Origin of the sequence: Superficieibacter electus (assembly GCF_002915575.1) — a bacterium.
Classification (GTDB): domain Bacteria; phylum Pseudomonadota; class Gammaproteobacteria; order Enterobacterales; family Enterobacteriaceae; genus Superficieibacter; species Superficieibacter electus.
In genome coordinates this window covers 1-12,075 of the sequence record NZ_PQGD01000044.1, presented here as the reverse complement: position 1 = coordinate 12,075, position 12,075 = coordinate 1, and the positions used below count along the sequence as shown (strand labels likewise).

At 55.0% G+C, this 12,075-nt stretch carries 12 protein-coding genes; 6 read left to right on the top strand and 6 right to left on the bottom strand.

The genetic code is table 11. The features are described from left to right. The 4 genes from CHU32_RS27000 to arsH form a co-directional block, all read left to right on the top strand. Window positions 1–349, top strand: a 349-nt coding sequence (locus CHU32_RS27000; protein ID WP_133159301.1) for a GNAT family N-acetyltransferase, incomplete at its 5' end; no start/stop codon positions are given. Further along, entirely contained in the window at window positions 346–1,578 is a 1,233-nt protein-coding gene (locus tag CHU32_RS26995) for an MFS transporter (protein ID WP_023202698.1), read from the top strand. The genes CHU32_RS27000 and CHU32_RS26995, both read left to right, overlap by 4 nt. A gap of 48 nt (window positions 1,579–1,626) precedes the next feature. Then, on the top strand, window positions 1,627–1,962 hold the full coding sequence (locus CHU32_RS26990) for an ArsR/SmtB family transcription factor (protein WP_006785996.1): 336 nt from the start codon (window positions 1,627–1,629) through the stop codon (window positions 1,960–1,962). Further along, a complete protein-coding gene (gene arsH / locus CHU32_RS26985; RefSeq protein ID WP_006785995.1) occupies window positions 1,959–2,681 on the top strand; it encodes an arsenical resistance protein ArsH in 723 nt (240 codons plus the stop codon). Before CHU32_RS26990 ends, arsH begins: the two co-directional genes overlap by 4 nt. 56 nt (window positions 2,682–2,737) lie before the next feature. On the opposite strand, the gene arsC is transcribed toward arsH, so the two are convergent. From arsC to cadR, 4 genes are all read right to left on the bottom strand, one after another. Next, window positions 2,738–3,166, bottom strand: coding sequence for a glutaredoxin-dependent arsenate reductase (gene arsC, locus CHU32_RS26980; RefSeq protein ID WP_006785993.1), 429 nt, complete (start codon window positions 3,164–3,166; stop codon window positions 2,738–2,740). Window positions 3,167–3,215: 49 nt separating this feature from the next. Next, window positions 3,216–4,499, bottom strand: coding sequence for an arsenic transporter (locus tag CHU32_RS26975; RefSeq protein ID WP_006785992.1), 1,284 nt, complete (start codon window positions 4,497–4,499; stop codon window positions 3,216–3,218). A 96-nt stretch (window positions 4,500–4,595) separates the two neighbouring features. Continuing rightward, window positions 4,596–4,949 (bottom strand): metalloregulator ArsR/SmtB family transcription factor, encoded by a 354-nt coding sequence (locus CHU32_RS26970; RefSeq protein WP_006785991.1) that lies wholly within the window; start codon window positions 4,947–4,949, stop codon window positions 4,596–4,598. 262 nt (window positions 4,950–5,211) lie between these two features. Continuing rightward, window positions 5,212–5,670, bottom strand: coding sequence for a Cd(II)/Pb(II)-responsive transcriptional regulator (cadR, locus tag CHU32_RS26965; RefSeq protein ID WP_006785990.1), 459 nt, complete (start codon window positions 5,668–5,670; stop codon window positions 5,212–5,214). 259 nt (window positions 5,671–5,929) lie between these two features. Here cadR and CHU32_RS26960 point away from each other — a divergent pair, with 259 nt between their 5' ends. Together CHU32_RS26960 and CHU32_RS26955 are read left to right on the top strand one after the other, a co-directional pair. Continuing rightward, entirely contained in the window at window positions 5,930–8,380 is a 2,451-nt protein-coding gene (locus CHU32_RS26960; RefSeq protein WP_006785989.1) for a heavy metal translocating P-type ATPase, read from the top strand. Between the two features lie 77 nt (window positions 8,381–8,457). Then, window positions 8,458–8,757: a DUF305 domain-containing protein gene (locus tag CHU32_RS26955; protein WP_006785988.1), complete on the top strand. Its 300-nt coding sequence runs from the start codon at window positions 8,458–8,460 to the stop codon at window positions 8,755–8,757. Between the two features lie 129 nt (window positions 8,758–8,886). Here CHU32_RS26955 and CHU32_RS26950 read toward each other — a convergent pair whose 3' ends face one another. Together CHU32_RS26950 and CHU32_RS26945 are read right to left on the bottom strand one after the other, a co-directional pair. Continuing rightward, a complete protein-coding gene (locus CHU32_RS26950) occupies window positions 8,887–11,013 on the bottom strand; it encodes a tyrosine-type recombinase/integrase (RefSeq protein WP_006785987.1) in 2,127 nt (708 codons plus the stop codon). Continuing rightward, entirely contained in the window at window positions 11,013–11,990 is a 978-nt protein-coding gene (locus CHU32_RS26945; protein WP_023202702.1) for a tyrosine-type recombinase/integrase, read from the bottom strand. The genes CHU32_RS26950 and CHU32_RS26945 overlap by 1 nt, the downstream gene beginning before the upstream one ends. Window positions 11,991–12,075: the final 85 nt, after the last annotated feature.

Here is a 12,075-nt window from a genome sequence, read left to right as displayed (position 1 = left end):
AATTGTTCGAGGATACTGCTATTTGTCTCTATACCGGGAACGGTGCGCCTATCGCTTTACTCTGGAAGACTCTGTATATGTTGATGCCACGTATCAGGGGCGGGGCATTGGAAAAATGCTGCTATCCCGTGCAGTAGGATGGGCAGAAGCCCGTGGTTTTCGGCAACTTGTAGCGGTGGTGGGGAACAGTGAAAATACTGCCTCCCTTGCTCTTCACCGCGCTGCAGGCTTCAGCATCACTGGCACCCTCAGGTCTGTAGGATTCAAGCATGGGCGCTGGCTCGATACGGTTATCCTGCAGCGTACGCTCGGGCATGGCGACGCTACGCTTCCGGAAAGTACAGAATGACACAAGGATATCTGACAGGCCGCACCATTTTCTGCATCGGCATGACGCAGCTTATCAACTGGGGTATTACGTTCTACATGCCGGGTGTCTTCGGAGCCGCCATCATGGCGGAAACAGGCTGGTCTTCCGGTGAGACATTCTCCGGCCTGAGCGTTGCCATGCTCGTTATGGGGCTGGTTTCACCGCTTATCGGTCCCGTAATGGCCCGTACCGGTGGACGCACCCTGATGATGGCGGGAACTTTGGCTATAACCATCGGGTGTTTTCTGATGGCGTTTACCTATTCAACATTAGCGTGGGATGCCGTCTGGATCCTGACAGGCGCGGGCATGCGGCTTGCTCTGTATGACGCCGCTTTTGCCATGCTTGTGGAAACCGCAGGCGCAGAGGCTCGCAAGGCAATCTCTCTGGTCACCCTGCTGGGCGGTCTCGCGTCGGCCGCTTTCTGGCCTGCTGGCGCAGCGCTTCTTCACGTCACCGACTGGCGGCATGCCGTCATCATTTATGGCTGTGCGGGCCTGCTGAGCCTGTTTTTTTTAACTGCCGTTCCGGCAGGCAGTCGGGTAAAACTTCCCGTAACAGGGCGATCCGGCCATTCGGCTGACGCAACAGCAACATCAGAGGACACAAAAGCACTCATCAGCGGCCTGTGGTATGCCACTCTGATAGCGTTGATAAGCTTTGTCTCCACCGGCGTGTCCACACATTTTCCCCGGATACTGGCCTCTTATGGCGTGCCTGCTCTGGCTGGCATGCTGTGGGGAGTGGGGCAGTTAGGTGCCCGTCTGCTGGGTGTAGTTTCAGGTGCACGAATCTCCGCGATACGCCTGAACCTTATAACCGGTATCCTGCTTCCCCTCTGTTTTCTGACCGGCCTTGCAGGCAGCATTACTCCTGTGGCTACAGCCTTTTTCGTTCTGGGCTATGGGGCCGTAAACGGACTGAATACGATCGTGAAGGCCGTACTTCCTCTTGTGCTGTTTGATCCGCAGCAGTACGCCCGCAAAACAGGAATACTGATGTCGCCGGCATTTTTTCTCGCGGCACTGGCTCCGTCTGCGTATGCCATACTGCTGGAGCGCTACGGTATACCCGGCACGCTGCTTTTTTCCTTCATCCTGACCCTGATCATTACGGCGATTTCTGTGGTCCTCTGGCAGCGTCATTCTGGCTCTGTTGTGCAGAACCGGGACCATGGAGCATCTACCCTTCACGAAAAAAATGTTTGACGGCTTCCATATTTCTATTATTCTGGAAATATAGTTAAAGGAGGCCGCATGGATTTACACACCGCAGCAAACGCACTTCGAGAACTGGGCCACCCGACACGTCTCCGCATATACCGGGAGCTGGTCAGGGCTGGTCATGAAGGCCTGCCGGTTGGCGAACTGCAGAAGCACCTTGAGATTCCTGCCTCCACGCTCAGCCATCATCTTTCAGCGCTGATGTCCGCTGGACTCATAAGCCAGGAACGGCAGAGTCGTACCTTGTTCTGCAGACCTTGCTATGCGCAGCTTGAGCAGCTGATGGCTTTTCTCACTGAAGAGTGCTGCGCCGGTGGCAGTAGCTGCAGCCTGTCTACCGAGATTTCCCATAAAGAGACTCCATTGTGAATAACGTGAATGATGCCCTGAACAATATCGATCTGACACTCCTGGATACGCCCCTTTCGGAAGAGAAATTAAAGGCCGAAGAGGTGGCGCATCCGCCCCGCATACTGATGCTCTACGGTTCGCTTCGGGAGCGCTCTTACAGCCGACTCACCACGGAAGAGGCCGCACGGCTGCTGACGGCCATGGGCGCGGAGGTGAAGTTATTCAATCCGTCCGGCCTGCCGCTGCCGGATGATGTACCTGAGACGCATCCGAAGGTCGCAGAGCTGCGCCAGCTAGTGCTCTGGTCTGAAGGGATGGTCTGGTGCTCTCCTGAGCGTCACGGTGCCATGACCGGCATCATGAAGACGCAGATTGACTGGATACCGCTGACGTCCGGGGCGGTCCGGCCCTCGCAGGGGAAAACCCTTGCTGTCATGCAGGTCAGCGGAGGCTCACAGTCTTTCAACGCCGTAAACCAGATGCGTATTCTTGGGCGCTGGATGCGGATGATCACTATCCCGAACCAGTCATCCGTTGCAAAAGCCTGGGCCGAGTTTGATGAGGACGGCCGCATGAAGCCTTCTCCGTATTATGACCGCATAGTGGACGTCATGGAGGAACTGATGAAGTTCACCCTGCTGACGCGCGGTCGTAGTGGTTATCTCACCGACCGCTACAGCGAAAGGAAGGAGAGTGCTGCGCAGCTCTCTGAGCGGGTAAACCAGCGCAGCATATAAAAAAGCCGGCATCTGCCGGCTTTTTCACATTTTCCCTGTCACAGCCAAGGGAAACATCAGTGGCTGACGCGATTCCCTTGCTCATCAATGACTGCTTCGCCGTCCTCTTTGGTAAACGCTCCCTTCTGCGGGTCCGGCAGTATGCCCAGAACCACTTCGGAGGGGCGGCAGAGCTTCGTTCCCAGCGGCGTCACCACCACCGGACGATTAATGAGGATCGGATGAGCCAGCATCGCATCGAGCAGTTCTTCATCGCTGAACCGGTCTTCAGCCAGGCCGAGCTGCTCGTAGGGATCGGTATTTTTACGCAGCAGGGCACGCACGCTAATGTCCATGTCCGTAATCAGCTTTTTCAGCTCGTCGCGCGACGGCGGTGTTTCCAGATACAGAATCACCGTGGGCTCGGTGCCGCTGTTGCGGATAAGCGCCAGGGTATTGCGGGACGTCCCGCAGGCCGGATTGTGATAAATGGTAATGTCAGTCATGAGCGTTACTCCATAAAGGCGCTGCACAGGCACAGCTCCGGGGTTAAGGTTAAACAGACAGGCGCAGGGCCAGCGCAGCCAGCGTCACAAACAGTACCGGCAGGGTCATCACGATGCCCACGCGGAAGTAGTAGCCCCAGCTGACGGTTATGTTTTTCTGTGCCAGGACGTGCAGCCACAGCAGGGTAGCGAGGCTACCGATAGGGGTGATTTTCGGACCGAGGTCGCAGCCGATGATGTTGGCGTAAATCATCGCCTCCTTCACCACGCCCTGAGCGGTGCTGCCGTCAATGGAGAGCGCGCCAACCAGCACGGTAGGCATGTTGTTCATGACTGATGAAAGCGCCGCCGTCAGAAAGCCGGTGCCGAGCGTTGCGCCCCAGACGCCATGCTCGGCAAACCGGTTCAGGGCGGCAGAAAGGTAATCAGTTAGCCCGGCATTGCGTAGTCCGTATACCACCAGGTACATGCCCAGCGAGAAGATAACGATCTGCCAGGGCGCACCTTTCAGTACCTTTCCGGTATCAATCACATTGCCTTTCCGGGCTACCAGCCAGAGAATAAACGCCGCCACCGCGGCCACAAGGCTGACCGGCACGCCGAGTGGTTCGAGGGCAAAGAAGCCGATCAGCAGCAGGATGAGAACAATCCAGCCGGTTTTAAAGGTACGCGCATCGCGAATGGCCTCACGCGGCGCCTTCAGCTTCGCCAGGTCGTAAGTGTCCGGGATGTCCCTGCGGAAAAACAGGTGCAGCATCACCAGCGTGGCGGCCACGGACGCGATATTCACCGGCACCATCACCGAGGCATACTCGCTGAAACCCAGTTTAAAGAAGTCTGCCGTGACGATGTTGACCAGGTTTGACACGATGAGCGGCAGGCTGGAGGTATCGGCGATAAACCCGGCCGCCATCACAAACGCCAGCGTGGCCCCGGGGCTGAAGCCCAGCGCCAGCAGCATGGCGATAACGATCGGCGTCAGAATTAGCGCGGCTCCGTCATTGGCAAACAGCGCCGCCACTGCCGCACCCAGCAGAACGATATACGTGAACAGCAGCCGGCCCCTGCCGCCTCCCCAGCGGGAAACGTGCAGCGCGGCCCATTCAAAAAAGCCGGACTCATCGAGCAGCAGGCTGATAATGATGACCGCAATAAACGTGGCCGTGGCGTTCCAGACAATCTGCCAGACCACCGGAATATCCCCGATTTGTACTACGCCGGTCAGCAGCGCCAGCGCGGCGCCGATAACGGCACTCCAGCCAATACTGAGTCCTTTCGGCTGCCAGATAACCAGTACCAGCGTCAGAATAAAAATCGCACCCGCCAGAAACATACCCTCTCCTTCTTAATTATAACTGCCCGTTGAAGCGGGCTGCTAACTGTACCCTGTAAATATATGCGTTTAATCGAATGTGTTTAGATAAAATTTTTACATGCAGACAGCTTTGCCGTTGGTGGTTGCGTTATCACGCTCAGCCTGCTGACTGAGATGAAGAATTTCATCCCGCTGACACAGATATGCCTGCTCAATGACCGCTGCTGCCCACGCAGGCATGTGTGGCGATAACCGGTAATGGATCCACTTGCCGTCGCGCCTGTCGATAAGCAGTCCACTCTCTCTGAGCAGGGCCAGGTGCCGCGATATTTTTGGCTGTGTTTCTTTCAGGATAGATACAAGCTCGCAGACGCAAAGCTCCCCTTTTTCGCGCAACAACAGCACCAGGCTGAGCCGGGTTTCGTCAGAAAGATTCTTAAAAAGTTGCAGGGGCAGCAGTGACGGCATAATTTCTCCTTCGTGGCGGACAGCAACAAGTCTCGTCTGCTGCAGACGAAAGGTCAACTTTATATTTATAAATTCATATATGTTTTGACGTGCTTACAGGCTTTTCAGTACAGCTTAATGAGGGAATAGCGGTTAAACGATATCACACAGATTTTAACGGCAGCACACTTTCAGCTGCCTTAATGGTCGGGCATGACGAAGTAACATCACAAAAAAAGCCTGTTTCTTTAGTGAACCGTTCTACTTATGGCAGAAAGCAGCATCAGTAAGAGTGGCTTCCGGCCAGATGACCTGCAGTGATAACCGGCACGATATCCTCAGGCTCTTCTGCCTGCTCCAGTTCGCGCAGAATACCGCAGTCCCGTGTTGCCCGGTTGGCATTGCAGTGGCTGTGGAGCTCAAATAGTTGTTTTTCCAGCATATTTAGTTCACGAATACGGGCCTGAACGTGGTTCAGATGTTCATTTATCAGGGCATTAACCGTACCGCAGTCTGCGTCTGGCTGGCTGCGCGCCTGCAGCAACACCCGGATTTCTTCATGGGTCATATCGAGCGCCCGGCAGCGCCGGATAAACATAAGCCTTTCGAGATGTGCGCTATCGTAATGGCGGTAGTTATTAGTCTGGTCCCGCAATGCGGCCTGCAGAAGCCCCTCTCGCTCATAATAACGTACCGTCTCTACAGGACATCCCGCCTGGCGGGCCAGTTCACCAATTTTCATATCACACCTCTTCTGAGCTTGACCCTGTAGTTACATCAGGGTCTTTAATGCCAGTATACGTTATGAACGGGATAAAAAAATGAGTGACTGCTGCAGTAATAAAAAATGTGGATCAGCCGCAACCGGAGAGGAGGCGTCTGTTAAAAATACCGCCACTGCCCCGACTGAGGCTTCAGGGAAAATGCCACCAAAAACGACTCAGACCACACCGGCCTGTTGCAGCACCGGGAGCTGCTGCTCAACGGACGGCCTGAGCCAGATGTCCGAACCGGTTGCAGAGCTTCCCCGCAACGATGACGTTCAGACGCGTCTGCGCATCATGCAGATGGACTGCCCGACGGAGGAGACGCTCCTCCGAAAAAAACTGGCAAAATTACCTGCCGTCAGCAATCTTGAATTCAATCTGATACAGAGGGTGCTTACCGTGACCCATACACCGCAGGCGCTGGAACCGGTTCTGCAGGCGGTGCGCTCGCTGGGTTTTGACCCGGAACCGATTGATAAAGCAATGCAGCCTGAAGGCAGCTGCTGCTCAGGCCGTGAGGCGGAAAATACCGGCGGTTCCTGCTGCTCGCCTGCCCCTGTCACATTCGGTGAGCTGCAGACGCAGCAGGTGACCGCTGACGGGGTGCGTACCAGTATCAGGATCATGCAGATGGACTGCCCGGTTGAAGAGGGCATGATCCGTAAAAAGCTGGACGGCATGTCAGCCGTCAAGGAACTGGATTTCAATCTTATGCAGCGTGTACTGACGGTGGTTCACGCACCGGATACGCTGGAGCCGGTTCTGGCCGCCATTCGTTCTCTGGGCTTTGAACCTGAACTTCCTGACAGTAATGGCCGGCACGCGGTCACTGAGGAAAAGAAAAAACACTGGTGGCCGCTCGCGCTTGCCGGTGTGGCGGCAATCGCCGCCGAAGCCATGCACTGGGCGGGCATGCCGGAATGGCTGGAAGCGGCTCTTGCTCTGGCTGCCGTTGCGGCCTGTGGCCTGTCCACGTACAAAAAAGGCTGGATTGCTCTTCGCAACGGCAACCTGAATATCAACGCCCTGATGAGTATTGCCGTCACCGGGGCGCTGGCGCTCGGACAGTGGCCTGAAGCCGCCATGGTAATGGTGCTGTTCACGATTGCGGAACTGATTGAAGCGAAATCTCTTGATCGCGCCCGCAATGCCATCGGCTCTCTGATGAAGCTGACGCCTGAAACGGCCACGGTTCAGCAACCGGACGGCTCCTGGAAAGAAACTGAGGCCAGGTCTGTATCCCTTAACAGCGTGGTCAGGGTAAAACCGGGCGAGCGTATCGCTCTCGACGGCACGGTGGTCCGGGGCAGGACCGCCATTAATCAGGCACCTATTACCGGCGAAAGTCTGCCGGTGGATAAAGGGGAAGGTGACCCGGTCTTCGCCGGGACGGTCAACGGCTCCGGTGGCTTTGAGTACCGTGTAACGGCCGCTGCCGGAAATACCACGCTGGCGCGTATCATTCATGCCGTGGAGGAAGCGCAGGGGGCAAAAGCCCCTACGCAGCGCTTTGTTGATCGCTTTGCACAAATTTATACCCCTGTGGTGTTTGCTATTGCCGTCGCAGTTGCCGTTCTCCCACCGCTGATTGCAGGTGAAAGCTGGCAGGAGTGGATTTACAAGGCGCTGGTGATGCTGGTTATCGCCTGCCCCTGTGCGCTGGTCATTTCCACGCCAGTGACCATTGTCAGTGGCCTGACGGCAGCAGCCCGCCGGGGGATATTGATCAAGGGCGGCGTTTATCTTGAAGAAGGCCGAAAGCTGAAGTGGCTGGCGCTCGACAAGACCGGCACCCTGACGCACGGTAAGCCGGTACAGACGGATGCGATTATCTATACCGGGGTGGCAGAAGATGAGGGGCGCAGTCTGGCTGTGAGCCTGGCAGGTTACTCCGATCATCCGGTTTCGCAGGCTGTATCGGCGGCATCAGATGGCATTCAGCGTTATGAAGTGGAAAACTTTGAGGCTCTGCCAGGCCGCGGCGTGCGCGGCGTCATCAACGGTCAAACCTACAGTCTGGGCAATCTGAGGCTGGCTGAAGAAACGGTGCGCTGTCCGGAAGCGGTCAGGGCTGCACTAACGGAACTGGAGACCGGGGGTAAAACGGTCATCATGCTCTGTGACACTCATCAGGTGCTAGGGCTGTTTGCGGTGGCTGATACGGTGAAGGAAAGCAGCCGCGAGGCGATAAGTCAGTTGCATAGTCTGGGTGTTAAAACGCTCATGCTGACCGGAGACAATGCGCACACTGCGCAGGCCATTGCCGGTCAGGTTGGTATCGATGAGGCGCGGGGGGATCAACTGCCGGAAGATAAACTGCGTGCTGTAGAAACATTTACGGCGCAGGGCACGACCGGCATGGTGGGCGACGGCATCAATGATGCACCGGCGCTGGCCCGCGCCGATATCGGCTTTGCCATGGGTGCAATGGGCACGGATACCGCCATCGAGACTGCCGATGTGGCCCTCATGGATGATGATTTGCGTAAAATTCCGGCTTTTGTCCGACTCTCCCGGCAGACGTATAACATTCTGGTTCAGAATATCGTTATGGCTATTGGGATCAAGGCAGTGTTCCTGGCCCTGACCATTGCAGGTATGGGGACCATGTGGATGGCCGTATTCGCGGATGTGGGGGCAAGCCTGCTTGTCGTGGCAAACGGTCTGCGCCTGTTGCGTAAGTAACCTGTCTGGCTGCTCTTCCGGTAAAGACAGGCACCTGAAAATAGCCGCTAATCTGCACTCCGATAAAGGAAGAGAGTATGAAACCGCGTAACATGATTTTATTGCTGATGCTCGCAGTCGTGTTTCCGGCAACGGCTGCGCAGGCAGTACACGGAAACCATGCCGGAATGTCACCGTCTTCTGAGGCCTATATGGACGGCATGAATAATATGCACGAAGGAATGATAAAGGCCGTACAGGACCCGGATGCAGACAGGGCATTTGCCAGGAGCATGATTGAACATCACAAAGGAGCCATTGCCATGGCCGAAACGGAACTCCGTTATGGTAAATCACCGGCAATGCGGAAGATGGCTGAAAGCATTATCAGCGCCTAGAAAGAAGAAATACGGCAGATGGAAGTATGGCTCAGTAAATAAGCTCTTTTTTATTACTTTCGTTACGGCGTAGCAGCTCCTTACTACGCCGTCCTTCACACACATAAAGTGAATTCCGGTCAGGGCCTGCTACAGAATACGTGGGATATCTGTTTTCATAAGAGCGGCGTTCAGTTTTTCCACATCACCTTCTATTACTTCTTTCTCATCGGGCGTCAGTGGCACTTCTTCAAGATAATGTTTTACCGATGCCTTACTTTCCAGTAACAGTCCTCTTGCACTTCTCTTTGGCAGATTAAAATCACATCCGATGCATGCCATACGGTGCGGGCAACTGCTCCAGAAGGGATTAGTACAGAAAGAGTCGCCCAGATCATAATATGTCGCAGGTCCCGTGAGGCTGGTTGCTGCGGGGTCATGATCAATCAGCACGCTTATCATGTGCGCTACCCGGTCAGCTTTAACAAAAGAGGCAGCAAGCTGCGTCGGGCGTATTCGAATATAATGCATGGTGGATTGCGGCGAAGAGTGTCCTGACCACTGCATCAGCTCGTATAAAGACATGCCCTGAGGAACACTGGCCAGGGCAGTTACGGCCGATGCGCGTCCCCTGTGGCTGGTAATGGGGCCCCGGCTGTCTTCCTCAGGCACTCCTGCCCGGGCACAGAGAACCGGAATAACGGTGCGGTTTATTATGTCTCTTCCCACCGGTTTGCCCCGGTACTGAAACAGAAAACGGACTTTTTCACCGGTGCGTTCATCCGTCAGAGCTGCCTGTTCTTCTGGTCGTTCTGCCAGCCAGATATCGACATACTTTTTCACCACTGCAGAAACCGGCTTAACAAAGGCTTTAGATGTCTTGCCGGCCGGCACGTTCAGATAGCAAAGAGTCCCGGCAGGAATGGTACTGCCGTCGTCCCGGTTAATATCTTCCGATTGTGGAATGATGCAGCCAGCGGTCAGGCGCATCAGCTCATTCTGACGCAGCCCTGCATGCGTCCAGATGACTGCCATAGCCTGCAGCATAGAGAGGGGGTAGTGAATTTCACTGAGCAAATCTTCCTGACGCAGATTCAGGCTTGCCCAGACCAGTTTCAGCCATACAGGATCATCAATAACACGCGGATTGACGCCCTGACGAAAGAGCGGTGTATCAGGTGTGGAGAGATGGCGGGCCGGACTGAATTTCAGACGTCCCCATTCCCAGAGTTCGTAGTCAAACATAAAACGACGAACGGCATACACGAAACCGGCACGGGAATTTGGCAGCATGGGCTCTCCGGAACGTGGAGAGCGGCGCACCCCACGTTCTGTACCCAGTGAAAGTTCATCAACCTTCATTCTTCCGATTGCAGCAATGAAGCTGGCGCAGATCTCCATTGTCCAGTCGGACGGCGAGCGAATTTCCGGATGCTCGCGGGCGAGCCACAGACCGCAGCGGAGGATAAAGCTGTACTGGCTCTCTCTGGACCGGGGCCGAAGCACCGACGTTTCTCTCCAGCGCCGGCACCACGTTACCCACTCTGTGGCAATATTTTCTGTGGGTTTTTCGTGCCACTCACGGTAATTGCGCATACGTACGGCACTTTTGAGGATGCCCATTGCGGCCAGCGCATGTGAAACTCTGCCTACTGTTCGTGCAATTCCCCGATCGTGATAATTCTGCGCGCGCCACAGGAGTTCAGTTGTGAAGCTTTCAAGCTCAGGATTATTGTTCATCATCATCAGTATGCCCAGCAGGGCTGACAGGGCGTTTTTCTGGTTCTGTCGTTTGTATCCCAGCGAGACAAGCGTATCAGTCAGCCGGTTGAGTTCCTGAATGAAAATGTCCCGGCCATAGATGGCACAGGCGTACAACGACGGAGCACCATGATGCGGCAGGTCGAACGGTGAGGGAAACGGGCCAAGATGGAAGGCAAATGCCGCAATAAGGGGCCTGCCGGAACGGTGCTGCAGGCACAACGTCAGCCACTTTTCCGAATCCCACAGCCAGCAGGGTTTCCTTGTCCGGTGTATTTCCGCCAGCACGACAGGAATGATAATCCTGACGAGTCTGTCACTCGTACCGCTGCGGGCGGCAATATCCTGAAGTGGCCGCAGTAAAGATGACAGCGGACCTTGCTTGCTCAAAGCAGAGATACGTTTGTGCCCTGTGCTTAATGCCTCAAGCTCTTCAATGCTTAACACATTATTCAGCTGATAATCTGAACGCCTGAAGGGGACATAAATTTTATGAATTCCTGTTTCTGCTTTCATCACACGGCTCCCGCCTGAAAGATAAGCCCTGCAATCTTACGGTCGGTTTCAGCGACGGCAGCAGCCATGCGGGCAGCCATATCCGTTCCCGACAGATGAATATAAATTTGTGTTGTACGTGGGTCCCTGTGCCCTGCATAAGTAGCCAGTTCATGCAGTTTCCATCCGGCCCGTGCCAGATGCGTCAGCCGGAGGTGACGAAAAGTATGCGTGGTGATGTCTGGCTGATCAGTCTCTGCCGCCCATTTCCGTACGGTTTTACTCCAGCTCCAGAAAGAGAGAGGAGCGCCGTAATTACGGTCAGAGACGGAACGGAACAAAGCACCGCCTGACCAGCCTTCCAGCCGTAGCTTTTGAAAATGGTTTGCCAGTACCGGCGCAACGTCGGCGCTATAGCAGACCATTCTTTCCCGTCTGTTTTTCGTCGTTTCTGCCCGGATGCGTATCAGGCGATGAGCCAGGTCAATGTCCTCAAGCCTCAGAGCCGTCACTTCAGTACGTCGGAGCGCCCCATAATAAGCCAGAGCAAGCATCAGTCGGTCACGCAGAGGCGCTGCAGAAACGTGTTTCAGGAACCTGAGCCACTCCCCGTCATCGGGAATAACGGGGAGTCGGTTGATACGTGGGATCAGGCCGCGTCCGGTATAAATGGCACCAGGCAAACCCGAACGGGGTAACGGGTTGAGACTGCAAATATCCTGATAAACCAGAAAGTCATACCAGAGACGAAGAGCTGAAAGGCGCAACTGGAGCGTGGCGCTTGCAACGGACGACGGCATATCAGGGAGCTGAGGTCGGATATATCCTGCAATGTCTTCAAAGGAAGCTCTTTCAGGAGCAATGTCGTGTATTTCACAGAAGGCAAAAAAATGCGTCAGGGCACTTCGATAGGCTTTAATAGTTGCGCTGGCTCTTCCTAAATTCGAAAGAATTGTAAGCCACTGCTCAGTCAGCAGAAGAGCAGATGCGGAATGCATGGAAGTGTTCACGGCCTTCCCCTTTCAGTTCATAACAACTGATTAAAGTTTATACCGAAGATGTTGCATTCCATTTAACTTACTA